This window comes from Psychrobacter sp. DAB_AL62B, from assembly GCF_028895345.1.
In the GTDB taxonomy this organism is placed as follows: domain Bacteria; phylum Pseudomonadota; class Gammaproteobacteria; order Pseudomonadales; family Moraxellaceae; genus Psychrobacter.
This window is the reverse complement of sequence record NZ_SAXC01000007.1, coordinates 84,017-110,928: the sequence shown is the minus strand read 5'-3', so window position 1 is coordinate 110,928 and position 26,912 is coordinate 84,017. Positions and strand designations below refer to the sequence as shown.

Here is a 26,912-nt window from a genome sequence, read left to right as displayed (position 1 = left end):
GGAAATAATATAATGGTAAAAAGCAATTCGTCACAGGCAAGTTTTGCTCGTTGGTGGCGTCAAGTACTTTTTGTCCCTATGCTGCATAGCAAATGGCTGACGCCAGCAGCCAGAGCGCGGTTGTCAGAACAAGTGACGCGCGTGGAGAATGGCCATCGTGGTGAGGTGTTTTTAATTATAGAAAACCATCTCCCCATCCAAGAAGCTTATCGTATCAACTGTCGTGATCGCGCTATTGATTTATTTAGTGAGTATCGGGTATGGGATACCGAAGAAAATACTGGCGTTTTGGTCTATGTTAATATTTGCGAGCATACGTTAGAAATCGTCGCTGATCGCGGTATTAGCACTCATGTTAGCCCGACAGTATGGCAGGCGATGTGCGAAAAAGCTGTGTCCGGTATTGCCAATAAAAAAACAGAAGAGAGTTTGGTTGAGTTGTTAGATGAAGTTGGGCAAGTGCTGCGTCAGTACTATCATCTCGAACATGATCCAGCAGGTAATGAGCTATCTGATACAGTGGTGTTTTTGAAGTAGAGAATGACTGATACGTACCTTTTAAGCACACATATATAGATATATAGCATTGAAGAAAAAATTTCTCGATAGAGAGCCAATATAAAAATCACTACTGGAATACTATGATCGATTTAATAAAAAAATTGCCAAAAGCGGAGCTGCATTTACATATTGAAGGCTCATTAGAGCCTGAGCTTATGTTTAGATTGGCAAAAAAGAACCATATAGAGATTCCTTATAAAGACATAGAAGATGTACGTAATGCCTATAACTTCACCAATCTGCAAACCTTTTTAAATATTTACTATGCGGGCGCAAACGTCCTTGTCACTAAAGATGACTTTTATGATTTGACGTGGGAATACATTCTTAAGTGTGTCGAAGATAATGTCATTCATACTGAGATATTCTTTGATCCACAAACGCATACATCAAGAGGCATTGCTTTTGAAACAGTGATAACCGGCATCAAAGAAGCGCTCACTGATGCTAAGACGCAATATGGCATTACTTCGTGCATCATTATGTGTTTTTTAAGACATTTATCACAAGAAGAGGCGTTTGAAACGTTAGAAGAAGCGTTGAGATTTAAAGACGACATTATCGGTGTTGGTCTTGATTCTTCGGAGATGGGAAATCCTCCTTCAAAGTTCAAAGAAGTGTTTAAAAAAGCAAAAGAAGCAGGCTTTAAATTGGTGGCTCATGCCGGTGAAGAGGCGGATTTTTCGTATATCTACGAAGCCTTGGATTTATTAGAGATAAATAGAATTGATCATGGTGTGCAATCTATAAAAAGCGCCGCGCTGATGCAACGACTAAAAGATGAGCAAATGCCGCTGACAGTTTGTCCAAATTCAAATATTGAACTCAAGGTATTTGAGAATTATAAAGAACATAATATCAAAGAGTTGTTAGATTACGGTCTAAATATCACTGTGAACTCTGATGATCCGGCGTATTTCAAAGGCTATATCAATCAAAATTTTATAAACATATGCGAAAATCTGCCGCTAACCGAGGACGATATTATCACTTTGGTGAAGAACTCTTTTAGATCTTCATTTATAGATGATGAGTTAAAAGAGGCTTACTTAGCGAAAGTTGATCTTGCCCTGCAATAAATACGATTGAGCTACGGCTGCTTTAAGTTGTTTTCATAAATTTGCTGCTATAAGCTTCTTTGCCTAGCGCTAAACTAAGTACAGCATTAATAAGCATAACCTTCGAAAAACTCATACCAGCAACGCCTATTTCTTTTTTTATATGTCATACAAGCATGATTACAACGTAGTGATTTGCTGTATCAGTAATGGCATTATCACGCCCGCTTTTTCTGCTAAGGTAATATCAACGATGGTATTCGGAGTTGGATCGGGATTTATCTCGATAATTTTGGCGCCATTTTGCTTTGCCAATTGCGCTAATCCAGCCGCGGGATAAACGAGGCTTGATGTGCCGATACTAATAAACACCTCGCAATTAGACGCCGCATCTTCAGCTGTTTGCCATGCTTGTACAGGTAGTGATTCGCCGAACCAAACAATATTAGGACGAATATAACCGCCGCAGTGTTGGCAAGTGATTAAATCCTCATCGAAAATCAGGTCATTTTTGCTATTCGCTAAACGATTTGAACGGTTTTCATAAGTCGTATTACATTGACTACAACGATTCTGCCATAAATTGCCATGAAGATGAATCACCGTACTACCAGCCTGCTCGTGCAAGTCATCGACATTTTGAGTGATGAGCGTCAATTGTTGATCGGAGGATTGAGTATGGTACTGCCATTGCGCTAAAGCATCATGTGCCGGATTCGGTGTTTTATCGGCGACCAATTGTCTGCGCCATTGATACCATGACCACACTAGCTTTGGGTCGCGAGCAAAAGCATCAGGTGTCGCCAAGTCTTCCGCAGCATAGTTTTCCCATAATCCCGTTTGCTTATCTCGAAAAGTCGGAATACCACTTTCTGCTGAAATCCCTGCACCCGTTAAGAGGCAAATGCGTTGTTTTGATGCCAATAGTTTGGCGGCACGTTGTACTTCTGCTGTTAACGCTGGTGATAATTCTGCTAACATGAGCTAACCCTTATTAATAATGGATATCCCTTCTTATGATAGACGGAACTTGGTGGCTTGTCATATTGATAGCGGTCGGCGTTGGACTATGGTTTTTTGCAAAATCGCGCGCGCCTAAACATACTGGTAAAAATAATATAAAGTTAAAAAGTAAAAACACACCCCTAAATGATGCGCTACAAAAGACATCCGTACTGATTAAACAGTATTTTCCTGATTATCGCGTTACGCGTAAAGCAAATCATTTACTCGTCAGCAAACAAAATAAAAAAATCGCCATGATTACCATTGATAAAAAGCTTGCTGCCAGTCAGCGCCGCTTGGGTGATGTGCCGGTGATTAATTATCACCGTGTGCCTAGTCGCGCGCAGTTGGCTGCCAATCTAGAAGAGGCAGAATAGTTATAGCAACTTATAGGCAGAAAAACTATCGCTTGATGATATATTCCTGTGATTAAGTGACCGAGTTTGTTTCTACGATTTATTCAGTGTGACTAAAATATAAGAACTTGATAATTAGTAAATAACTGAAATAGAGGGCAGTTGCAAATGAATGGTTATGGGAACACTCAGGAATTTAAAAAACCTTCTTTTAAGCTAGCAGCGATGGCGTTACTGTCGGTCATTTTTAGCCTCATTTTATGTATCATGATCTTTAAAACCGTATCGATACAAGTAGGTTTACTGCTTGGGATGGTTTTTGTCACCTTAATCTCCAGAACCTTGGGCTATAGATTTAATGGTGCTGATGCAAAAGAGCATCGGAGAGTCGACCTTTGGCTTATGGTTTTTCATTGCGATCGGCGCCATTATTTCATCATGGATGGCCGCGGGGACCGTTCCTGCGATCATTTATTATGGCTTGGGTTTTATCTCACCGACTATTTTTCTACCAGCTGGGTTTTTATTGTGTACGATAACAGCGCTAAGTACTGGTACATCATGGGGAACTGTCGGCACGGTAGGCATTGCCCTTATAGGCATCGGTCAAGGCTTGGGCATTCCGCTACCCATAACGGCGGGCATGATTATATCTGGCGCGATTACTGGAGATAAAATGTCACCGGTTTCTGATACGCCAAACCTTACTTCAATGTCGGCAGGTGCTGATTTGTATGAAACGCTCAAGGCTATGATGCAAACGATAGCCCCTGCTTTTTTTATTACTTTAGCGTTGTTCGTATACTTAGGCTTCCGCTATGGCTCGGATGACGCGAATTTGAGTATCATTAATGAAACGCGCTCTGTGTTAGCAGATAATTTTAATTTAAACCCTATCGTTATGCTGCCGATGGCCATTCTTTTGACCTTAAATGTTATCAAGTTTCCCTCCTTACCTTCGATGACCATAGCAGTGATTAGCGGTTTGGTAGTCGCGGTTATCTTTCAGGGTGCTAGTGTGCCTGACGCCTTAGAGTTTTTAAATTCAGGGTTCGAAATCTCTACCGGTTCGGCTTATGTGGATCCCATCTTAAATCGTGGCGGCATCCAAAGTATGATGTGGACGTTCTCGGTGGCATTTATGGCGCTGTCATTAGGAGGTGTTTTAAGTAAAGTGGGCTATATGGAGACATTGATTGCTGGGCTGGTGAGCAGAGCCAAAACGGTGGGCTCATTGACCTTACTGACCATGGCTTCTTCAATGACTTCAACGGCGGCGTTCGGTGAGGCTTATATGTCTTTTATTTTAAATGGTGAGCTGTTTAAAGAGCAGTTTGATAAAGTCGGGCTAAGTCGTGCCATGCTGGCGCGTATTGTCAGTGAAGGGGGATTGATGATGGCACCGATCATGCCGTGGACCACGTTTGGTGCATTTGTAGTAGCAACACTGGGGATTAGCGGATTTGAGTTTGCACCCTATGCTTTTATGAGCTTTTTAAGTCCAATCATATCCGTGCTAATGACCTATTTAGGTTTAGCTGTCGTATGGAATAATAAGAAAAATAAAGGTATAAAAAGGTTTGAAAACGTCGATCTTTCTGATGAACCGGTTTTTATAGCACAACAATAATATTCAAATTCCGCTTTAAACTAAGTGATGGCATGACTAGATAATGAAAAGTAATATTAAAAGATGTGAAACGATGTTTTTAAAGGATATTACAGATATTGGGTAATACAAGGTTATGGTAAAACCTAGAAGTTGGTGCGCTCGGCGGGAATCGAACCCACGACCCTCGGCTTCGGAGACCGATACTCTATCCAACTGAGCTACGAGCGCATAATATGAGCTGACCGCCTAAATATTAACGGGCTAATTAAAAGTAACCGTTTAAAAAAATAGGTGGCAGTGCAGCATTCTAAAGCTGTCCCGAAAAATAAAGACCGCTTAGTCTAACAAATAAAAGTCATAAAGCCAATGAATGAAGGCGGCTATTGAGGTTTTTTAAGAAAAAACAATATAGTCAGCAAACAGGCATGGCAATCTACCTGTCTTTTCCCTTATAATGTCAGGGAGAATCCATATTTATAATCACCGATTACAAGTTCGCTTGCATGCGGGATGGCTGTTTGCTATTGATAACGGGTTGTTATCAAAGGAGGACAGACAGAATGTCCAAGTCGTGTCGGCCCTTGTATACGTAATAAGAGAACGTGACGAATGAGAAAAGTAGTTATGTTATCGGCAGCTGCCATTCTAGGAATCGCTAGTATCGCTGTGAGCCAAGCTGAAAGTGTTGTAGACACTCCTGTAACGATATCTGATGTCGCAGAAGGGCAAGACGTCGTCGAAAACGCCCCTCAAAAGCTGGGTGACGATACCCAAGCTGCTGCAGATACCACAACAGATGCTGCTGCCCCTGCAGATGAAACCGCGCAAGCAGATGCTCCAGCTGAAGAAACTGCAGCAGTAGCACCTGTAGCTGATGAAGAGCCAATTCCAGAAGATACACCACAAGTGCAAAAGCTGATTGCTTTGTATCCTAATTTGATTGCTCGTATTCAGCCTGTTGGTAAAGTATGCTTCGAAGACGATGAAGTTTGTGATGTGACCGCTCGTTCTTCTGGTCCATCAGCAGGCGATGGTCCTCGTGAGGGTAAAGCAGTATACAACGCGGTATGTCAGACTTGTCACGCGTCAGGATTGCTTGGATCGCCTATGCTAGGTGATGCTGGTGCTTGGGGACCGCGTATTGCAAAAGGTGCAGATACCTTATATACGCACGCTATCAATGGCTTTAACGCCATGCCTGCTAAAGGTGGCGCTGATATCCCTGACGAAGAAGTTCAGAATGCTGTTGATTATATGATTGCTGAAGCCAGCTAATTATCATTAGCCCATGTATAGCAATGTATAGCGGCAACTGGATAGCATATTTATACATCAAAAGCTTAAGGGTCGATAATTGATTGTCGGCTCTTATTTTTGCGCTTGGTTTAATAGACTATTCATTTGAAGCGGGCTGTTTTTTAGGCCAATGCCTTTTAGATTAATATTTTATAGATTGTAAGCGTGTAGAGCGCCTATCTCATTTGGTGAGATAGGCGCTTTTTTTGGCAAATGATTTATGCTCAATGATGAGTTGTACTAATAGCATGCTTATAGTATGACGCAGTTGAAATCTATCGTGGCTAGCCTCAGATTAAGGCTTACATAATCTGTTTTATAACCCCTACTATTTATTTCATAAAATTATAAAGAGGTATTCATGTCTGAAGTACCAGCGCTTTCTATCAAACATTTATCCAAAACTTATGACAATGGCTTTTCCGCCCTAAAAGATGTCAGCTTAACCGTACCACAAGGTGGGTTTTTTGCGTTATTAGGGCCAAATGGTGCTGGTAAATCAACAATGATTGGTATTATCAGCTCACTATTTAAGCCAACTAGCGGCAGCGTAAATATTTTTGGTGTTGATCTATTAGCCAATCCTTCGGTAGCCAAGCAATACTTAGGTGTGGTGCCGCAAGAATTTAATTTTAATCAGTTTGAAAAAGTAGAAGATATTCTGATTACTCAAGCTGGCTACTTTGGCATACCGGCTAAAGAATCAAAACCACGTGCAGAGCGCTTGCTAAAAGCATTGGGTCTATGGGATAAGCGTGATAGTAAGTCGCGGGAGCTGTCAGGTGGTATGAAGCGGCGCCTGATGATTGCGCGCGCGCTGATTCATAAGCCTAAACTATTGATTCTTGATGAACCCACCGCTGGAGTAGATATTGAACTGCGCCGCTCGATGTGGGAATTCATGCAGCAAATTAATATTGAAGAAAATACCACTATTATTCTGACCACTCACTATCTAGAAGAAGCTGAGCAGCTGTGTAAGCGCATTGCCATTTTAGATCATGGTGAGATTCGTATTAATACTGAGATGAAAGATTTGCTGGCGCAGTTGTCGGTTGAGACCTTTGTGCTAGATTTAACACAGCCGCTCACCCAGCCTTTAGTCATTGATAAGGTAACAGAAATTTCCCAGCCTGATGAGCTGACGGTGGAGGTGACCTTGAGTAAAGGTGAGACACTCAATTGTGTTTTTGAGCAACTGACTAAACTTGATATCGAGGTTGCCAGCATGCGCAACAAGTCTAACCGCCTAGAGGAGTTGTTTATGCGGCTAGTAGATAAAAATATTCAGAATGAGGACAGCATGAAGGAGGCAGGATTATGAAACAGGAAGTGACTCAGGAAGTGACTCAAAAAGTCACTATAGATCCTAATGAGACGATGTCTGCAGCCAAAAAGTGGATTGCTTTTCAAACTATTTTAATAAAAGAGATTCGTCGAATACTGCGTATTTGGCCACAAACCCTGTTGCCACCGGTCATTACCATGGCTTTATACTTTGTCATCTTTGGTAAGATGATCGGCTCGCGAGTGGGGGACATGGGCGGTGTACCGTACATGCAGTTTATCGTTCCAGGTCTCATCATGATGGCAGTGATTACCAACAGTTATTCTAACGTGGTATCGAGCTTTTTTAGTGCTAAATTTACCGCCAGTATCGAAGAGCTGCTAGTATCTCCGGTCTCTAAGCACGCCATATTAATGGGTTACATCGGCGGTGGTATTTTTCGCGGCTTAATTATTGCTATTATTGTCTCCATCGTTGCATTATTCTTCACTAAGCTGGGTATCGAGCATTTATTCATCACTATATTTACGGTATTGGGAACGTCTATTCTGTTCTCACTTGGCGGTTTTATTAATGCGGCTTATGCCCGCTCATTCGATGACATCACTATTATTCCAAGCTTCGTACTGACACCGTTGACCTTTCTTGGCGGGGTGTTTTACTCGATGGAGAATTTATCCACCTTTTGGTATAACGTTTCACTACTGAATCCTATCGTCTATATGGTCAACGCATTCCGTTACGGTATCCTTGGCTATTCGGATGTCAACGTCTGGTATTCGATGGCAGCCATTTTTGTATTTTGTGTGGTGTTCTATGTGATGTCTTATCGCTTATTAAGTGACGGTTCGCGCATTCGTTTGTAGCATATAGCATGGAATGATTTGTAAAATTTAGCGTGTCGCTTTATTATAAGAGTCCAACATTGTTGGGCTTTTTTTATGGTTGAAATTTCAATGATACACAAGTTTTTTATAATATCTGTATTAAGTAGCTTTTCCAGTACGGCTATCGCTGCATCGTTTGCGACTACAGATGATTACGATTGGGTGGTCGTGGAGATGCCTATAGACCCTGCATCATATAAGTATGACTGTAATCATGATTACAAATACCAGACTCATGCAGCTCTAAAAAACTGCCTTTATAATTTGCGAGAAGATGCTGATAATGCTTTTAGTAAGCAATGGGGGATTGAAGATAGAGTAGTCAGAGAGAGAAATGCGATTTATATTGACGTTCCTAATCGTAAAAAACCACTAGTCTTTGTCGATTGTTCTGATTCTTTCGAGACCGATTTCAATGCTTATTATTCATTACAATCTTATGATAAATCACGGCAATTATTGACCATACATCAAAATCTTTATGAGTCAGAGACTATGACAGTGGTGAATTTGAAGACTGGGTTTTGGCAAGATTTTGAGTTTAGGAAGCTAAGTATCTCTCCTGATATGAGATATATTGTAGGGTTTGAAAGCGAGATGGGCGCTACTGAAGACATTAATATTTGGGCGCTGCAAGATAGTGGCTATTATAAAGGGTATTACAAAAGAGTTTATGGCAGTAGAGAAGACTTGGCAAAATATCAGAATCATAAAGATTTTTATCAAGCGGATAAAGCCCAGCTGGTTTATGATGCCGAAAAGCTTACTTGGTTGAATAATAATAAATTTTATGCGGATTATTTTTATAAGCTAAATAAAAAAGATTCCGCAGCTTTTCGAGTGCGTTATACCTTTATTAAAAATACCTCAACGGATAAGTGGCAACTGCATGCAGGTGATAGGTAAATGATCGCTTTCTCTCATTGTATAAAGACAGTATTGACTGTCGCAGGGTTATTTATATTGACCACAATAACAGCCTTAGATGCACAGGCAGCATCTTCAGCTTTAGAGCCATCGACAAATGAGGAGGTATGGATAAAAGTCGCTGCGCCTGTAGCCATAGACTGGTATGAAGGCAGCTGTCGATACGATCATACTGAATATCAAACATTTACAGATTATGAAAACTGTATTTTTAAGTCGTTAGCCCAAGCGGATAATTCGCAAAGCCGAGAGTGGGGCTTGAGTGACAGAGTCGTTCGAGAAAAAGACACCATTTATATCAGCATACCGAATCAAAAGCAGCCTTTGGTGTTTAAGGATTATCTTGAACCGTTTGAAGAAGAGCATAGAATTCATTATGAATTACAGTACTACGATAAACCTCATCAACTATTACAGTTACTACATACGATGTATGAGAGTCAATCAACCATCATCGTCGATTTAAATACAGGACATTGGCAAGAGCTGTATGCGACCGATCTTAAGTTTTCTGACGATAGGACTCAAGTGGTAGGGTTTGGGGGTAGGCAAGGTATGACTAAAGATATCATGATATGGGAGCGTCAAAAAGATGGTAATGACAGGCGCTATACAAGGCTATTTAGTAGTAATGAATTATATGAACAAGATTATGATGATGACAAAAAACATGAAGTGTACGAAGCGCGAGATATCAGTTGGACAAGCGATAATAAAATCAACGTTGATTTTTATTACAGAGTCAACCCCACTGACACGGTAGCATTTCGCGTGCGCTATATTTATGCGGCTGATAATCAAGAAGGCAAATGGCAGAGAGTTTTACCTGATGCTAATACCAACGATTAAAAAATAATAAAAAGGTTTAACTCTTAAAGGTGGTCAAAATGTTAGCCTATCAGAGTGGTAAATCATTCCCATAAAATAGCTCATTGCTGTAAAATAGAGGTTGTTATTTCATAATATTTAAGCATGAAAGGTAAGTAACTTATGAGCATTCACGGTATTTTAGGCGAGCAGACCACCGATTATCCAACCGAGTATAGTCCAGAAACTTTATATCCAATTGCCCGTAGTATGGGGCGTGATGTCATTGGCTGGCAAGATGATAAGCTAAAAGTGGGCATTGATTGGTGGCATGCGTTTGAGTTGTCATGGTTAAATACGCAAGGTATTTCGCAAGTCGCGGTAGCACGCTTTGGTATTCCGGCAAGCTCGCCATTTATTGTTGAATCTAAATCATTAAAGTTATATTTAAACAGTATTAACTTTACCGAGTTTTCTAGCTGGGAAGTCGTGCAAACATTGATTGCTAAAGACTTATCAGCATGCGTACAAGCCGACGTTAAGGTTGAGCTATTTAGCTTAGATGATGAAAGGTCAGGGTTATTGATTACTCAGCCTGAGGGTATCTGCATCGATGATGCTTTAATCAATAGCAGCGATAAAGTAGCGTTATGTGAGCATCCAGATGCATCGTTATTGAGTGATGATAAAAAGGATGCTAATTTGGAAAGCAGCAGCACTCAACCCTATACTTTCTACTCTAATTTGCTGCGTAGTAATTGCCCGGTCACTAATCAGCCAGATTGGGGCACGCTGGCTGTAACTATGACCAGTAATTGTCCGGTCAATTATGCCAATATGTTGCGTTATATTCTAAGTTTTCGTCAGCATAATGGCTTTCATGAGCAGTGTGTAGAGCAAATATTTGCTGATTTAAGCCAACATTATGAGCCAAGTGAGCTCATGGTTCGCGCATGGTATACACGCCGTGGTGGTATTGATATCAATCCTTGCCGCGTGAGTGATATGGCATTATGGCCATCGCCAAGTCGCTTGATTCGTCAGTAAATATAAGCATTAATAATGATTAATCATACTTAAAGAACTTTTAGACAAAAATTCTAGCCGAAAAAAAGCGCCTACCTCATTTAATGAGATAGGCGCTTTTTTATTGCTAATGTTTTCTTAAGCTATTTGCTGCTTACTTTTGCCAATACTTCTTCACGGCTTAGTAATTGCTTTTCGCTATCACGGCGATTGACGTATTCGTATTTGTCTTCCGCAAGATTGCGATCAGACACCACGATACGATGTGGAATACCAATCAGTTCAAGATCGGCAAACTTCACGCCTGGGCGTTCATTACGATCATCAAGCAATACATTAATACCAAGCGCTTTGAGCTCTTCGTATAATGCGATGGCGGTTTGCAGGACCGTCTCTTCTTTAGACTTCATGGGTACGATAGCCACTTCAAACGGTGCCAGCGAATCAGTAACGTTTGGCGTTGATGGCCACATGATGCCATTTTCATCGTTGTTCTGTTCGATAGCGGCGGCGATAATGCGGCTAACGCCGATACCGTAGCAACCCATCATTAGGGTGACTGGTTTGCCATCTTCGCCTGAAACAGTACAGTTCATCGCTTGTGAGTACTTATCACCCAACTGGAAGATATGACCGACTTCGATACCGCGTTTGATTTGTAGCGTGCCTTTACCATCAGGAGAAGGATCGCCTTGATTGACGTTGCGAATATCAACAATACGGGTGATATGAGCATCGCGCTCCCAATTCATACCAATGGTATGTTTGTTCACCTCATTGGCACCAGAAACGAAGTCTGAGAGTGCTGCTGCTGCACGATCGACAAAGACGGGCATATCAAGCTCAACGCCGATATAGCCTTTATGTAGACCGGCAGCTTTCAATTCTTCTTCAGTTGCCATCGTTAAAGGCACATTGGCTTCTTCGATTTTCTCAGCTTTGATGGTGTTCAGCGTATGGTCGCCGCGTAATACGACAGCGATAAGCTGAGGCTCACCTTCAGGAGTATGGCCATTTACGATCAATGTTTTGACTGTGGTGGCAAGTGCAACGTCTAAATGCTCAGCAACTGCTTCACAAGTAGGCATATTGATGGTATCGACATTTTCGCGTGTCATCGTCGCAGGTTGACGTTCTGCGGTGCTCACTGATTCAGCAAGTTCGACGTTGGCAGCATATTCAGAAGAATCAGAGAAGGCGATATCATCTTCACCACTGTCTGCTAGCACGTGGAACTCATGCGAGGCAAAGCCACCGATTGAGCCGGTGTCTGCTTGTACGGCACGGAAATCCAAACCCAAACGCGTGAATATGCGCGTATAAGCGTCATACATTTCGTCATAGGTTTTTGCCAATGACGCTTGGTCGACGTGGAACGAATAGGCGTCTTTCATAGTAAATTCGCGCGCGCGCATCACACCGAAGCGTGGACGAATCTCATCACGGAATTTATTTTGAATCTGAAAGAAAGTAATCGGTAGCTGTTTATAACTGCGCAGCTCGCCTTGGGCAAGATTGGTGATCACTTCTTCGTGCGTTGGCCCTAAAACAAAATCACGATCATGACGGTCTTTAAAACGTAATAGTTCAGGACCATAATCGTTAAAACGTCCGGTCAGCTGCCAAAGCTCAGCAGGCTGGGTCATCGGCATAAGCACTTCTTGTGCGCCGACATTTTGCATCTCTTCGCGAACGATACGCTCGACTTTTTGCAACACGCGCAAGCCCATTGGCAACCAGATATATAATCCAGAAGCGATTTTGCGAATCAGACCGGCTCTTACCATTAATTGGCTTGAAGCGATATCCGCATCATTAGGCGTTTCTTTTAGGGTGGCAAATAAAAATTGACTGGCTTTCATAAATAAAGCATAACCTTATCAACGATAAAATAAATAAGAAATAGTAGGATATTGAGCGTGTGGTTTGATGGCCGACGCAAGATGACCTTTTATTACTTGGTAATAGTCTAGGACATGGCCTAGCTAAAAAGCACTTCAACAGACAGCACTCTAGTAGATAATGCGTTAATAAAAAGCACTTCAAAAAAGGGCGTAACTTTTCATTTCTGTATGAAAATATCTTTACGTACATCCTAGTATTTAAGACGTATAAGCCTGAAAAAAATGTAAAACGACATTTCAAACATACAACCTGACTATGTTAGGTAAAGTTCGCCTAAGACGCAATGACTTTTTGTTTTTTCAGAGCGAACGTTACTGAAAGAGTCAAATCAGACGGCTACAACTCGATTATTTATCAGTTTTGAGCGTATTTGTGGCAAGTGAAGAAGTATTTTTTGGAAAGGGTATTATTAGTAGTTATGTAGAGTATTGGTAGTCATTACTTGAAGTTGCTGCTTAGAAATAGCATTTATTATTTAGAACGTCATTTTTTAAAACGTAGTTTTTCATGTAATTATAAAAATAAATGATAAAACTCTCAAGGTGCTTATATGAACAGTCCTGATAATCGACCTCCTATTGATAATAATACGACTAACCCAAAAGTAAAAAGACCTATCGCTATGATGTCGTGGATAGTGTTACTTATCGGTCTAGTCGCCATCGCCTTTGCTATTTATAGTGTTCAAAATAGTACCAAAGAAGAGCCGATAGAAACCATTACTCGAGAAGGGGTGGTGCTGCAAATTCAGAAGTTAAATCGTTTAGAAACAGTGGCGTTTAGTGTCGATACGGTGATTACTAGCCAGCGTCCAGGTAGTTGGATGAAACTGTGGCAAGACGAACAAAAGGCGCTGTTTATCGCTCACGGGCGTGTAGAGGCGGGTATTAATTTGAGTGCATTAACGCCTGAGATGGTACAAGTGGTGCAGCCTGCTGAGCAAGTCAATAATGGCCTTGCTGATAGTAATGCTTCGACCGCCGATGGCAATGTTGATGTTAATGTCGATGTCCCTATTTCTATCATGCCAAAGATTAATATTACCTTGCCACCATCAGAGATATTTTCGGTATATCTAGACGATATCGAGATTTATGATTGGCAAACCGGCGCTTTTGGCATGATGCAAGTCGATCCGAAAATATTGCAACAAGCGCAAAGCATGGCTAAAAAAGAAGTCTTGGAACGTGCTTGCCGCGGCGATGTGATGACTATGGCACTAGAGAATGCACAAGTGCAGTTGCAGCAGTTATTTGCTTTGACGGGAGCCGTCGTTACAGTTACCACACAAGGTGCAGGCGCGTGCCAGATGCCAGTAAATAATGCCTAGATAATTTTACCAAAACCATAAACTGGGCAATCATACGGTAGCCTATGGCTAAAATCGTTAAAACCACTGAAAGTAACGCCATTTATATTGTATAGTAGAACTTATCTGTTATTCATAATTAACTTATGAATTTCGTTAGTGATATAACATTATATAAGAGGTGGCGCATATGACAACTCCTAATAATAAACCGTCTTCTAAGTCTGAACGTCAGCTTAATAAGCGTCCTAAGCCAAAAGAATCGCTCTCGTTTTCTACATGGATATTATTAATTATAAGCTTTACCTTGTTAGCCTATGCTCTCTACACTATCCAAACCCGTATATTAGAAGCGCCAGCTGACACTAATAAGGGTGTAGGTAATGTGACTAAAGTGCAGTAGGTGAAGTGTTTATCAAATTGATGCTTTAGTGTTGACGTCATATAGTGAGTTCAGTATAAAAACGATACAGCGGAACTGAAATGAATTTTTCGCAGCCTCTATCGGCGCAGGCACAGCAAGCCAGAAAAATTTATTCCAGTTTCGCGTAAAAACATCATGTATCTGTTTTATTTAGAATTGACTATATGTCAGTCTTTTTTAAATTCAGCAATCGCTAATTGCCGTGCGGCTTTATGATCGACCATAGGCTGTGGATAGTCAATTTTAACTAGCTGACCACTGGTGCTGAGCAGCTTGCGCATCTTATCTTCGCTATGCAAAATGCTGGCAGGAACTTCTTTTAGCTCAGGTAGCCAGTTCTTAACAAATATCCCATCAGGGTCATGGCTTTTGGCTTGGCTAAAGGGGTTCATAATACGGAAGTAGGGCGCAGCATCGGTACCAGTCGAAGCACTCCACTGCCAGCCGCCATTGTTTGACGCAAAGTCACCATCTATTAGCTGCTGCATAAAGTAGCGCTCGCCCCAGCGCCAATCAATCAATAAGTCTTTGGTCAAAAACATCGCCGTAACCATACGCAAGCGATTGTGCATAAAGCCCGTCGCATTGAGACAGCGCATTGCCGCATCGACTAATGGCACGCCAGTCTTGCCTACACACCATGTATTAAAGTCCTGCTGATTATAAGACCAATTAACCTTGATATCGGTATCATGTTTATAAGCTTGATGGCGGATCAGTTCGGGCTTATAGTCTAAAACATGGCGATAAAAATCTCGCCAAGCCAGCTCACTTATCCAGCGGTTGATGTCATTATTGTCAGAAATATCAAGATTGTCACTATTATTTCCATGTAACTCCCCCAGCGCTTTAGTTGCTTGTAAGTAGCAAAGTCTGGGACTGATTGCACCAATAGTAAGGTAGGCTGATAACTGACTGGTCGCCTGTAAGCTTGGTACATCGCGGCTTACATCATAGTTATTAATATCTTCGGCGATAAACTGGTCTAATCGATGACAAGCAGCAACCTCTCCAGCAGGGTAAGCGCTACGAGCTTGACCGAGCTGGGCATCCGTATCTATATGCTTATAGCTTTCCTTACTCTGTAAATGTAGCTGATAGTCGCTGACGATATTTTTGCATAATGCTTCGCTAGTGTTTGCACTAACTTCTGATAATTTTAGATCTACCTTGTTATTGCTATTGCTACTGATAGCTGGTGCTTTATGCATTTGTATATCGCCCACCTCCAAGGTATGTCGCCATTTCTTATAAAATGGGGTAAATACTTGATACATGCTGTCGTCATTGGTAGTGATACTTTGCGGTGGTAAGATACATTGGTCATGCCAGCGGATAAACTCAATATCAGTATCGAGGAGCTGGTTGATTAATTGCTCATCACGTGCAATCTCATTGCCTTCGTACTCATAATTGGCCATGATACAGCTGATATTGTTTGCGATACATAGCGCGTTTAGCGTCTCAACACAATCAGAAAAGCTCGGACAAACTTGTACGGTTAATTTGATATTTAATTGAGTTTGCAAATTTTTTGCGAGAATAGGCAAAGTGCGCGCGATATGGTCAAGCTGTGTGAGCGACATATCATGTGCTTGCCATTGTTCAGGGGTGCAAAAAAACACAGCGCTGACCTGAGCGTTGTCTGCGTTTGCCCGCTCACAGAGTGCAGCTAGAGCGGTATTATCATGAACTCGTAGATCGCGGCGGAACCACATCAGATAATGTGGCTGACTCATATTTTCCTTAAGGTCCTTACTATTGCTGTTTTTTGTGCTTTCCGCCATCGTTTTAGACATCCAAGAATCCTTATTTTAATCAATCACAATCATAAACAAAACTATGAATAAAAGTATGCTAGGATAAGTTTTTGGATGCAATTGATTTGCCATCCGATTAACAAATCATCATCATATCTAATCTTTAGGATTGGTGATTATCATTTAACGCCAGCCAGTTTAGCTAAGCCAATTTAATAATGTCATACTGAGTATTATATTTAAGGTCACACCATGCACGTTAAGTTTTGCGGTTTTACCCAGCTTAGTGATGTTCGTACTGCTGCACAATTAGATGTGGATGCGGTCGGTTTGGTGTTTTATCCACCAAGCCCGCGTGCTGTGACGATCGAACAAGCGCAAACCTTAAGCGCTGCTGTACCAGCCTTTATCAGTGTGGTAGCTTTGGTAGTCAATATGTCTGAGGATGAACTGATTAAACTGGCAAACAATGTCTCTTTTGATATCATTCAATTTCACGGCGATGAAAGCCCTGAGCAGTGTCAACAGCTGGCAAATTCAGTCAATAAGCGCTGGATTAAAGCGTTGCGTATCAATGCTGAGCAAGATACGCTTGAGAGTGTTAATACACAGGTTGACAATTTTGCCGCAGCAGGGGCTAGCAGCATATTACTAGATGCTTACCATCAACATAAATATGGTGGTACTGGCGCACGCTTTGACTGGAGCCTTATACCAAAAGAGAGCTCACTACCGATTATCTTAGCGGGTGGACTTGATGCTGACAATGTCGCTAGGGCTTATGAACTGCCTATTTATGCAGTCGATGTCAGCGGTGGTATTGAGATTGATAAAGGTAAAAAAGACCCTGCTAAAATGCGCGCCTTTATGAAAGCGGTCAAACGCGACCGATGGCAAAACGATACGCTTAGCGAACCTTCGAATATAAATAGCTAGCTTTATAGTTTCAAGTTTTATGGTTTCAAACTGCCAAAGCTAACGACGTAAACTGTTTCCCCTATAGTTATTTTAAAAAAATACTAATCCTAAAAAATACCACTTATTACAGTAGGAATTACCATGAGTCATGTCGCTAATAAAGATTTATCTACCACCGCCCAAGCTATCAATACCTTTACCAATCCAGAAAGCGTGCAAGATTTTAATCAATATCCTGATGCCCGCGGACATTTTGGTGTCCATGGTGGGCGTTTCGTCTCTGAAACCTTGATGGCAGCATTAGAAGAGTTAGAAGCGTTATATAATAGAGTTAAATTAGATCCTAAGTTTTGGGAAGAGTATCACAATGACTTGGTCAACTACGTCGGACGCCCAACGCCGCTTTATCATGCTAAGCGTTTGAGTGATGAAATTGGTGGTGCGCAAATTTACTTTAAACGTGAAGACCTGAATCATACTGGCGCGCACAAGGTGAATAATACGATTGGTCAAGCGTTGCTTGCTAAAATGAGCGGTAAAAAACGTATTATTGCAGAGACCGGAGCAGGGCAGCATGGTGTGGCGACGGCGACGATTGCCGCGCGTTTGGGGCTAGAGTGTATTATTTATATGGGCGCTGACGATGTTGAGCGTCAAAAAATGAACGTCTATCGTATGCGCTTACTTGGTGCAACGGTTGTACCAGTCACCTCTGGCTCACGCACGCTTAAAGACGCCATGAACGAAGCGATGCGTGACTGGGTTACCAATGTTGATAGCACTTATTATATTATCGGTACGGTTGCCGGTCCGCATCCTTATCCGTTATTAGTACGTGATTTCCAAGCGATTATCGGTAAAGAAGCACGTATTCAGCATTTACAGATTACTGGCAAATTACCAGATGCGCTAGTCGCTTGTGTTGGCGGTGGCTCTAATGCCATTGGTTTGTTCTTTGACTTCCTAAACGACACAGAAGTTAAAATGTATGGCGTCGAAGCAACAGGCGATGGCATCGAAACTGGTCGTCATTCAGCGCCGTTGGCAGCGGGTCGTATTGGTGTATTACACGGCAACCGTACCTATTTGATGGCGGATGATGAAGGTCAAATTCAAGAAACGCATTCTATCTCGGCAGGACTTGATTATCCTGGTGTTGGTCCTGAGCACAGCTTCTTAAAAGACATGAAGCGCGTTGAATATGTCGGCTGCACTGATAAGGAATCGTTAGAAGGTTTTCATGAAGTCACACGTAAAGAAGGTATCATTCCTGCGCTTGAATCTGCTCATGCCGTTGCTTATGCACTGAAGCTCGCTAAGACCATGACCCCTGATCAAACCATCATCGTCAATATGTCAGGTCGCGGCGATAAAGATTTGCATTCTGTTATGAAAGCAAAAGGGATTGAGTTGTAATCACAACTATCTTTACTAGTTATTGCATTATCCTTATAAGAAAAACTGCTTAGCGCCCTTTAATATTTAATACAGATTATTTAATAAAGGGTGGAATAAGCCAGTTTATAATAATTAAGAGACCACTATGACCAGAATTGAAAGCACCTTTAAAACCCTAAAAGCACAAAATAAAAAAGCACTCATCCCCTATGTAATGGCAGGCGATCCTAATCCTAGTAACTTTGTTGGTTTGCTACATGACTTAGTCAAGCACGGCGCGGATATGATTGAAGTTGGCTTGCCATTTTCTGATCCAATGGCAGATGGTCCAACTGTTGCGCTGGCAGGAGAGCGTGCGTTGGCAGCGGGCACCAGTACTCGTGATGCGCTAAAAATGGTCGCAGAGTTTCGTCAGCAAGACACGCAAACGCCAATTATCCTGATGGGTTATCTTAATCCAGTTGAGATTATTGGTTATGATAACTTCGTTGCGCTATGTGAGCAGTCAGGCGTTGATGGGGTTTTGATGGTTGATTTACCACCAGCAGAAGCAGGTAGCTTTACCCAGCATTTAACCGAACATACGATGAATGAGATTTTCTTATTGTCTCCAACCACCTTGCCTGAGCGCCGTGAGCAAGTATTGACCCATTGCGGTGGTTATATTTATTATGTGTCTTTAAAAGGCGTCACCGGTTCGGCAACGCTGGATACTGACGATGTCGCAAAGCAAGTACAAGCAATTAAAGCGGAGACGGATTTGCCTGTATGTGTGGGTTTTGGTATTCGTGATGCGACGTCAGCCAAAGCAATCGGTGCTCATGCAGACGGTATTATCGTGGGTAGCGCACTGGTACAAAACTTTGCCGATATCGATGCCAATGATGCCACGGCTGTCGCTAATGCACAGCAGAAAATCATGGCAAAAATGGATGAGTTACGCGGCGCACTTGATAGTTTGAATGCTTAATTTTTTGAGAGTGCGAATGGCTGAGTTAAAATAGCGTCACATTTTTTATAATAATGTTTATACAGACACGGTCAATTGGCTTTGCTAAAGTTAGTTTACGTGTGTAAACTAACATCACATATAAATTGTTACAGTTACGCGTAAGCGTGCTTTATAACTGCTCATGTTATGACTGTATGTGACTCTTAAACTGATTCTTATAAAACGACTCTTAGTGACAAGTGAATGAGCCAACTTGCCGATAAGCCTTTGATAATGGCGAATAATATGACTGATACGATAACAAAATTCGAAACCAATAACGATGGTGCTGCTAGCGCTCAGCAGAGCAGTAGTATGGCTGGGCAATCATGGTTTGATCGCCCGATACCGGGTATAAAGCAGCAATTAACAGCGCCATTAACCGCAGTAGAAACCGAGCCGTCAACAGAATGCACGAGTTGTCATTCAATGATTACCAATACGGCGCTGATTTTTAACTGTTATGTCTGCCCGCATTGTGATCATCATTTGCCGATGAGTGCTCGTGAACGCTTAAACTGGTTACTCGATCAAGTAGAAGGTGAACTTGGGCAAGAATTTACCGCCAAAGATCCGCTAAAATTTGTAGATAGCAAGCCTTACCCACTACGGATGACGGAAGCACAGACCAAAACGGGCGAGAGCGAAGCGCTGATCGTGATGTATGGTAAGCTGCGCAATCTTGATGTGGTCACTTGTGCGTTTGACTTTCGTTTTATGGGTGGCTCTATGGGGTCAGTGGTTGGTGATCGCTTCGTCCAAGCTGCCGAAAAAGCCCTTGAAGATAAAGTACCTTTAGTCTGCTTTGCTGCTTCTGGCGGTGCGCGTATGCAAGAAGGTCTGCTTTCATTAATGCAAATGGCACGAACTGCTGCTGCGATTGAACGCTTAAGAATTGCTGGCGTGCCGTATATCGTGGTACTGACCAATCCTGTGTATGGCGGTGTGACCGCATCACTTGCAATGCTTGGTGATATTCATCTGGCAGAACCTAAAGCGATGATTGGCTTTGCTGGCAAGCGCGTGATTGAACAGACCGTACGCGAGACGCTAGAAGAGCCGTTCCAGCGTGCTGAGTTTTTATTAGAGCATGGTGTGGTTGATGAGGTAGTGCATCGTCATCAGCTGATTGATACTATTTATCGTCTGCTAGCAAAATTATCCCGCGTACCTAATGTTGATGCTCAATAGGTTAATAAACCTATTATTGAGACTCTTATTAAGTATATAACGGCTTAGCGGCGTGCTAATATCTGCCAAATATGTAAAACTAACGAATAGCATTTATCGTGAATAACGGTAAATGCTATTTTTGCTTTCTACCAAGCTCGTTATACTGTCTTTATTCTTTATTTTCAAACTTTGATATAGGTTTTGTCCATGTCTGATTCTTTAGTTTCTCATAGCCCTAGCAGCAGTAGCCCTCACAATGAAGCCAGCCTGACCGAATGGCTTGATTATATGCAGCAGATCCATGTTTCTGCGATAGATATGGGCTTATCACGCGTGCTACCAGTCGCTGAGGCACTAGGGGTGGTACAGTCAGCTAAAGACGACACTTATGTATTTACCGTCGCAGGTACCAATGGCAAAGGTTCAACGACTGCGGTTATTGCGCAGATGTGCCAAGCTGCAGGGTATAAAACGGCACTGTATCAATCACCGCACTTGAGTGTTTTTAACGAGCGTGTGCGCATCAATGGCGAGATGGTCAGCGATGAGATCTTAATTAATGCCTTTAGAAAAGTAGAAGCAGCACGGTTGCAGTGCGATTTAACTTTGTCATTTTTTGAGATGACGACACTCGCAGCTTTACTTATATTTGCCGAAGCAGATTGTGATGTTTGGGTATTAGAAGTAGGGCTGGGCGGACGTTTGGATGTGGTCAATATTATTGATGCTGATATGGCAGTCATTACCAACATCGCCATCGATCATGTCGATTGGCTAGGCGATAACGTTGAAGATATTGGTACGGAAAAAGCGGGTATCTTACGTGATGGCATTAGCGTGATTTATGGCGCTACTGAGATGCCAACCAGTGTACAGCAAGCCATTGATAAGCATCAGGCGACCTGTTATCAAATGGGGAAAGATTTTAGTTACCGCGAAATTGACTCAACTACGTGGCAATATAGCAATGCCGCTGTTACTTTACAATTGCCACGCCCTGCGCTGTCGTTGACCAATACCGCCAATGCCTTGTCAGCGGTATTGGCAAGCCCATTAAATGTTGATACCAATGCCATCGAGCAAGCCCTACAAACGGTAAAGCTCGCAGGTCGCTTTGATTACCGTGAGATGCATAATCGTCAGTGGTTATTTGATGTGGCACATAATGAGCAGGGCGTTGAGTTTTTATTGGCGCAGTTATTACCGTTTTGGCAGCAGCATCTAGCAAAACAAAAAACAGCTGAACAAGTTAACCAAACTGACCAAGCTAAAAGCACACCTGCCAGCATTAAAATGCTGTTTTCCATGCTGGGTGATAAAGATATCAATAAAGTCGTGCAGTGTTTGACTGAAGCAGGTTTGCCGATTAGCGACTGGTTTATTGCCGAAATTGATTATCCTCGGGCAGCCAGTACGGAGCATTTGCAAGATATCTTAGCGCGCTATGTCGATGATGCTCAGATACATGCGTTTAAACGTTTGCCAGAAGCAACCTATGCGATTATAGCTGCCAGTCAGCCACAAGATTTAATCGTGGTATGTGGCTCTTTTCATACGATTGGAGAGGCATTGTTTGCACTTGAGATGTGATAATTTAAGTTAAAACCGTGACCGTTTAATGTTAGTCTTAGTAGCAGCGTGATGGCAGACAGCATGAAAAATATGCTTTATAATCAAAGTGATTTAGAAGGCTGTTATTAGAAGGTCGGCATAAAATTTGAAAACTGTTTGAAAACTGATAGACGTAATCGGCGGCAATAACTGTTTATCAAGGCTATTTATAGTATAGCTTTCTATAACATAGCTTTGAGACGATAGAAGCGCCGCTCAATCAACCTTATTACCAACTAAGAGACGTAAACGGATGAATTTTTCGAGACAAGCCTTATTGGGCATTGGGATGATTATAGGCGGTAGCGTGATGCTATACGCTATGGTGCAACAGATTGGTGATACGAATAAACCAGCGCCAACGTCAGCGATGATAGATAAACCAAGTAGCGAGCAAGCGTCTCCACAGCCACTGACGACTGATATCGAGACAGAAAAACGTATCTTGGCACAAAAACAAAAAGAACGTGCGGCTCGCGTCGCAGAGCAAGAAAAGCGTGCCAAGCTGTTCTTAACCGAACAAGAGGCCGCTGAGGCACAAGCATTGGCAAAAGCAAGAGCTGAAAGTCAGCAGTATATGGCTAGCAGCGCACCCGCTGCTGAAGACAGTCTTAAAGACAGTGCCAATAAAGAGACGGCAAAAAATACACTTGAAACGCCAACCACGCAGTTGAGCAATAATAATAGCGCTAATACATCAGCTGACACGACCACAAACTCGAGTACTAACGCTCAGCAAAAATCTGCCCAAGCGCAACAAGAAGCTCAGCGACAAGCCAGCATCAGAGCACAAGCCGCTGCTAAAAAGTTAGCAGATAGCAAAAAAGAAGCTGAAGCGAAAAGGCAGGCTGAAGCACAGGCCATGGCTGAGAACAAAAGAGAGGCGGCTAAAGTAGCAGAAGCAGCTAAGAATGAGCCGCCTAAGTCGCCCTCTGATTATCAAGTCAAAAGAGGCGATGGTCTGATTAAACTGGCAAGGCAATACAATATGCCGGTAGAAGTCTTGGCTCAAGCGAACAACCTCTCACCATCGGCATCGTTACAGCTGGGTCAAAATATAACGATCCCATCACGTAAGCAAGTACAGCGTTTAGAGCGTGAAGCAACAACTGCTGAGCAATCGCGTGAAGACAAGCGTCAAAAAGAAGAAGCGTTAGCCAAGAAGTCGGTTGATGCGAAGCGTGACGCCCAGCAGAAACTTAGTGAGGCTCGCAAGGAAGTTAAAGAAACCGATGCTAAAGGTAGCTTTGGCGTGCAAGTGGCGTTGGCGAATGACCAAGCCAAAGCGGATGAATTAGCCAAAAAATTCCAAGCAGCAGGCTATCAAGTTAAGACCAGTATTACTAGTCGCGGTGTACGCGTGGTCGTAGGTCCCGAGCGTGGTAAAGTAGCCGCTTTAGCCCTAAAAGATAAAATCAATAGCGACCCCAAAGTTAATACGACCAGTGCTTGGGTATTATACTGGCGCTAAAATAGCGTCTAGGCTGCTACAAATGAATGATTCCTAAATAAATAGCATAGCTTTCGTTATATTTATTTAGCTTCTTACTTTCTTATGATTAAAACACGACATCTGATGTCGTGTTTTTTGTTTTAGTGTTTGCTGATTAGCCCATGCTTAGTTACGATGAGCGTCGCTTTTTTCTGTTTCTCTCTGTATAACCTGTCAGCCTATAAGGGCTGACCTGTTGCGGTTAGAGGTATGACATGTTTAGCCAAGCTATCATATTGGCAAAGCCATCATACCTATCTAACTGTTTTGATAATGTATAAGGTAAAACAATGTCATTTGGTGTTATATTTTTAATATTGGCGGTTGGGTTTTTGGGGCTTATTACCTTACCAAAACTGTTTTCTACTAAACAAATTACTGAACCTGACCCGCAACCTGTACGCGGCGACGAGCTACCTATTTGGCCATTTGCGCCGATGCCGATTATGACCGCTACTGAGGTAATATTTTTTAATAAGTTAAAAAACGCGCTGCCGGAATATCATATCTTTGTGCAAGTTCAGCTGTCACGAATCATCGAGGCGAACAGTAATGAGACCTCCGAGCGCAGTTTTTGGTTTAATCGTATCTGTCGTCAGAGTGTTGATTATGTGATCGTCGACGTTGATGCACAAACTACTTTGGTGGCCATTGAGCTTGATGATTGGACGCATAGCAGTAAAGCACGACAAAAAGCGGATGATAAAAAAGATAAAGCCCTTGCTAGCGCGGGCATTGCTATCGTTCGCTTTCACGCTGAGCGTATGCCTAGTGCGGATATGCTGAGATATGAGCTGATGCAGGTTATTGAGAGTTATTAACAGGTATTAAAACCTTTATTAAAACTACTTAGAATTTGTCATCTATCCGATCGCGCTGCTCAGGGTAGATGACTATCGGTCTATCTCCTTCGAAGTATAGTCCTGTTTTTAGTATATCGTTTGCAGCGCAGGTGAGTGGTGGTTGACGATCATCATAGAAGTCGCGCCTAGTAAACCATTCAATATAGTGGGCGCTTCGCAGTGCGGTTATATCAATTGTCGCGAGATTAGCCGTATTATTCTTATCGCACCATTCATGTATCGGAAAACTCGGCGCTAACCAAGCAGGATAACTAAAATCATTAGTGTTTATTGGCAAAAAGAACCGACCTTTTATGACACCATAACGTTTATCAATTTTAACTTGCCCATGATTTTCAGTGTCTACCCACACTGTACGGAACTGTTTGGTTTGCATATGTGTCATCTTACGCTGCAAATTATCTTTGGAATTAATCCCAACCCAATTCTCAGGCTCAAAAGGCGCTGATCCCATAAAAAACTTAATCGCCAACTCCCAATGTTCGGTTAGCTTTTCTTTATGGTTATATAAAATCAAATCTAGCTCGCCAGTCGTCTGTTTACCATTAAATAACTGCACATTACTAGCAAGTATCTCGTATGGATGTAAGTTACGCGCAAAGCCATCTGCTAACCAAAATGATAGCAATCCTTCAAAATGAAAACCCAAACGATTGGGACTGGGCCGTTTTAATAAATAGCGGGTTAGCTCCTGATAACCATTGGTAGTATCCAGCTCTTTTAAACGCTGCTGATATGCCTCAAACTGCATTTGCCAAAAACTTGCGCTATGTACCGTAATCGCATGTGTATTCTGATGTGGCGCAAAGTCCAGCCATGCCGTCAAAACATTTGGGCATGCCAGCACGTAAGCCAAATCTCGCACATAAGGTCGCCTGTACGCTTCCCAAAGCGCATAAGTTGGGGGAGTATCAGAGCGTGAAGTCTTAAACTCAGACATAGGTCAAACCAGAGTAAACATAAGGTATTTACCCTAGCGGCTTGTTTGGTAAAAGTCTATAGATGACAAGTATCAGCTAGGGTAGTGCTCAGTTTTTTGACTTTAAAACAGGATGTTAATGTGATGAATATTAATGCTGATATCAGGCGAAGATAGCAAGTAAGGTAATAAAATGCTGAATACCGTTTTGAGTATCGGGAGTAGCCATTTTGATAAGTTGCTAGGTGCGTTATGCGGTGGAACTGAGTTAAGAGAGGTGTGATTCTGATATTTCATGTGTCTAGCTCCATGTTATGCCGTCACACTAGGGTGCGTAACGGTGCATGGGCTTATCTTATGTGGTAGATTGATATAGCTAAATACTCATGCATGCATGGATTGTCGTATGCATGCATAGAGCGTTCAATGCATGCATGCGACAATCTGCTATGAGAAGTCACCCTTATCAGCTTCGCTTAATAGACGACATACAGTAGGGAATGACGGTGTTTTATCTGTATCAACATGCAATTTAATATAACTAGCTGCATCGGTGTAAGTGCTAAACCCTTTGTCTTTCATAATCTTAATATATTTCTTTTTACGTTCCTTTTTTTCTTCTCTATGTGGCTGCCACCTTGCATCAGACGCTTTTTTACCCCTAGCTGAAATTTCTTCTTCTAGGTAATCAGTAATATCAACTCGTACATCAACCATTATTCCTCCATACATGATAATTGCTACTTCATGATGTTTGAAAGAAATATCATAAAAACCTAGATCGTATGATAGATATGACAAACTTTTATACATTATTATTCTTACTACCTCTGCGATATTACAACTTAATAACCTCTGTTGCTCTCCTACTGTAAAACCAGCTAATGCATTATTTACTAGAGTGTTATTATTCTCTAGATCTAAATTAAATTGCCGCGCTATATTTTTGAATGTAGACATTGCAAAAACATTTAAACTGCATTCACAATCATAATCACACCCGCAATCAGGACTACCATCAAACGTATTATCTTTTTGATAGTCTATTTCACTTTCTTGTACATAACTATTTATGGCTTCCTCTAGGTTAGCTAAAAAAGTATAGTTATTTTTGCGCTGGATATCATTACAGTCTTTATCAAAGAAAACTAAATTTTCAATCTGCTCATAAGTTGGTTTTGATAAATTACGCTCAAAAGTTGTATTCAATAATTGATACTTACGCGCTTCATCTTTATACGACACAATTCAGACCTTTACACACCCTTAAACCAAAATAGCTGCAAGGCATTACCAGCCTAAAAGTGTGTGAACGGCTGGCTTTCG

General features: G+C 41.9%; 24 protein-coding genes and 1 tRNA gene. 19 read left to right on the top strand and 6 right to left on the bottom strand.

The features are described from left to right. The first annotated feature begins 12 nt into the window (after positions 1-12). Together EPB74_RS10265 and EPB74_RS10260 are read left to right on the top strand one after the other, a co-directional pair. Positions 13-537 carry a TPM domain-containing protein gene (locus tag EPB74_RS10265; RefSeq protein ID WP_274904061.1) on the top strand — a complete coding sequence of 175 codons (525 nt, stop codon included), beginning with the start codon at positions 13-15 and terminating at the stop codon, positions 535-537. Positions 538-641: 104 nt separating this feature from the next. After that, entirely contained in the window at positions 642-1,640 is a 999-nt protein-coding gene (locus tag EPB74_RS10260; protein ID WP_274904060.1) for an adenosine deaminase, read from the top strand. Between the two features lie 159 nt (positions 1,641-1,799). On the opposite strand, the gene EPB74_RS10255 is transcribed toward EPB74_RS10260, so the two are convergent. Then, positions 1,800-2,600, bottom strand: a complete 801-nt coding sequence (locus EPB74_RS10255) for an NAD-dependent deacylase (RefSeq protein ID WP_274904059.1) — start codon at positions 2,598-2,600, stop codon at positions 1,800-1,802. 35 nt (positions 2,601-2,635) lie between these two features. On the opposite strand from EPB74_RS10255, the gene EPB74_RS10250 reads away from it, so the two are divergent. Both EPB74_RS10250 and EPB74_RS10245 read left to right on the top strand, forming a co-directional pair. Then, a complete protein-coding gene (locus tag EPB74_RS10250) occupies positions 2,636-3,001 on the top strand; it encodes a hypothetical protein (protein ID WP_274904058.1) in 366 nt (121 codons plus the stop codon). Positions 3,002-3,347: 346 nt separating this feature from the next. Continuing rightward, a complete protein-coding gene (locus tag EPB74_RS10245) occupies positions 3,348-4,610 on the top strand; it encodes a Na+/H+ antiporter NhaC family protein (RefSeq protein WP_274904057.1) in 1,263 nt (420 codons plus the stop codon). A 133-nt stretch (positions 4,611-4,743) separates the two neighbouring features. Here EPB74_RS10245 and EPB74_RS10240 read toward each other — a convergent pair. After that, positions 4,744-4,820: transfer RNA gene (locus EPB74_RS10240), tRNA-Arg, on the bottom strand. Positions 4,821-5,201: 381 nt separating this feature from the next. Here EPB74_RS10240 and EPB74_RS10235 point away from each other — a divergent pair. From EPB74_RS10235 to queF, 6 genes are all read left to right on the top strand, one after another. Continuing rightward, on the top strand, positions 5,202-5,867 hold the full coding sequence (locus EPB74_RS10235; protein ID WP_274904056.1) for a c-type cytochrome: 666 nt from the start codon (positions 5,202-5,204) through the stop codon (positions 5,865-5,867). Between the two features lie 382 nt (positions 5,868-6,249). After that, positions 6,250-7,212 carry an ABC transporter ATP-binding protein gene (locus tag EPB74_RS10230; protein ID WP_089555060.1) on the top strand — a complete coding sequence of 321 codons (963 nt, stop codon included), beginning with the start codon at positions 6,250-6,252 and terminating at the stop codon, positions 7,210-7,212. A 56-nt stretch (positions 7,213-7,268) separates the two neighbouring features. Next, complete coding sequence (locus EPB74_RS10225; protein ID WP_274904088.1) at positions 7,269-8,042, top strand: ABC transporter permease; 774 nt, start codon at positions 7,269-7,271, stop codon at positions 8,040-8,042. Between the two features lie 75 nt (positions 8,043-8,117). Continuing rightward, complete coding sequence (locus tag EPB74_RS10220) at positions 8,118-8,969, top strand: hypothetical protein (RefSeq protein WP_274904055.1); 852 nt, start codon at positions 8,118-8,120, stop codon at positions 8,967-8,969. After that, a complete protein-coding gene (locus EPB74_RS10215) occupies positions 8,970-9,839 on the top strand; it encodes a hypothetical protein (protein WP_274904054.1) in 870 nt (289 codons plus the stop codon). It begins immediately after the preceding gene. 141 nt (positions 9,840-9,980) lie between these two features. Then, positions 9,981-10,844 carry an NADPH-dependent 7-cyano-7-deazaguanine reductase QueF gene (gene queF, locus EPB74_RS10210; RefSeq protein WP_274904053.1) on the top strand — a complete coding sequence of 288 codons (864 nt, stop codon included), beginning with the start codon at positions 9,981-9,983 and terminating at the stop codon, positions 10,842-10,844. Positions 10,845-10,966: 122 nt separating this feature from the next. Here the strand turns inward: queF and EPB74_RS10205 are convergent, their stop codons facing one another. Further along, positions 10,967-12,685: a proline--tRNA ligase gene (locus tag EPB74_RS10205; RefSeq protein WP_274904052.1), complete on the bottom strand. Its 1,719-nt coding sequence runs from the start codon at positions 12,683-12,685 to the stop codon at positions 10,967-10,969. Between the two features lie 593 nt (positions 12,686-13,278). Here EPB74_RS10205 and EPB74_RS10200 point away from each other — a divergent pair. Together EPB74_RS10200 and EPB74_RS10195 are read left to right on the top strand one after the other, a co-directional pair. Then, the gene (locus EPB74_RS10200; RefSeq protein ID WP_274904051.1) at positions 13,279-14,058 is read left to right on the top strand and encodes a DUF4230 domain-containing protein; all 780 of its coding nucleotides are present in this window, start codon (positions 13,279-13,281) and stop codon (positions 14,056-14,058) included. A gap of 169 nt (positions 14,059-14,227) precedes the next feature. After that, positions 14,228-14,440, top strand: coding sequence for a hypothetical protein (locus tag EPB74_RS10195; protein ID WP_274904050.1), 213 nt, complete (start codon positions 14,228-14,230; stop codon positions 14,438-14,440). Between the two features lie 188 nt (positions 14,441-14,628). On the opposite strand, the gene EPB74_RS10190 is transcribed toward EPB74_RS10195, so the two are convergent. Next, complete coding sequence (locus EPB74_RS10190; protein ID WP_274904049.1) at positions 14,629-16,200, bottom strand: cryptochrome/photolyase family protein; 1,572 nt, start codon at positions 16,198-16,200, stop codon at positions 14,629-14,631. Positions 16,201-16,473: 273 nt separating this feature from the next. Between EPB74_RS10190 and EPB74_RS10185 the strand changes: the two genes are divergently transcribed. The 7 genes from EPB74_RS10185 to EPB74_RS10155 all read left to right on the top strand — a co-directional run bounded on the left by EPB74_RS10185 (position 16,474) and on the right by EPB74_RS10155 (position 24,625). Then, the gene (locus EPB74_RS10185) at positions 16,474-17,157 is read left to right on the top strand and encodes a phosphoribosylanthranilate isomerase (RefSeq protein ID WP_274904048.1); all 684 of its coding nucleotides are present in this window, start codon (positions 16,474-16,476) and stop codon (positions 17,155-17,157) included. 195 nt (positions 17,158-17,352) lie between these two features. After that, positions 17,353-18,555, top strand: coding sequence for a tryptophan synthase subunit beta (trpB, locus tag EPB74_RS10180; protein WP_274904087.1), 1,203 nt, complete (start codon positions 17,353-17,355; stop codon positions 18,553-18,555). 127 nt (positions 18,556-18,682) lie between these two features. Next, entirely contained in the window at positions 18,683-19,507 is an 825-nt protein-coding gene (gene trpA, locus EPB74_RS10175) for a tryptophan synthase subunit alpha (RefSeq protein WP_274904047.1), read from the top strand. Positions 19,508-19,843: 336 nt separating this feature from the next. Next, complete coding sequence (gene accD / locus EPB74_RS10170; protein WP_089556034.1) at positions 19,844-20,719, top strand: acetyl-CoA carboxylase, carboxyltransferase subunit beta; 876 nt, start codon at positions 19,844-19,846, stop codon at positions 20,717-20,719. Between the two features lie 189 nt (positions 20,720-20,908). Further along, a complete protein-coding gene (locus tag EPB74_RS10165) occupies positions 20,909-22,291 on the top strand; it encodes a bifunctional folylpolyglutamate synthase/dihydrofolate synthase (RefSeq protein ID WP_274904046.1) in 1,383 nt (460 codons plus the stop codon). Positions 22,292-22,565: 274 nt separating this feature from the next. Further along, a complete protein-coding gene (locus EPB74_RS10160; protein WP_274904045.1) occupies positions 22,566-23,783 on the top strand; it encodes an SPOR and LysM peptidoglycan-binding domain-containing protein in 1,218 nt (405 codons plus the stop codon). Between the two features lie 311 nt (positions 23,784-24,094). Beyond that, positions 24,095-24,625, top strand: a complete 531-nt coding sequence (locus EPB74_RS10155; RefSeq protein WP_089556032.1) for a DUF2726 domain-containing protein — start codon at positions 24,095-24,097, stop codon at positions 24,623-24,625. Positions 24,626-24,653: 28 nt separating this feature from the next. On the opposite strand, the gene EPB74_RS10150 is transcribed toward EPB74_RS10155, so the two are convergent. Then, positions 24,654-25,607 carry a DUF1853 family protein gene (locus EPB74_RS10150; RefSeq protein WP_274904044.1) on the bottom strand — a complete coding sequence of 318 codons (954 nt, stop codon included), beginning with the start codon at positions 25,605-25,607 and terminating at the stop codon, positions 24,654-24,656. A gap of 426 nt (positions 25,608-26,033) precedes the next feature. Next, positions 26,034-26,831 carry a hypothetical protein gene (locus EPB74_RS10145; protein ID WP_274904043.1) on the bottom strand — a complete coding sequence of 266 codons (798 nt, stop codon included), beginning with the start codon at positions 26,829-26,831 and terminating at the stop codon, positions 26,034-26,036. Between the last annotated feature and the right edge of the window lie 81 nt (positions 26,832-26,912).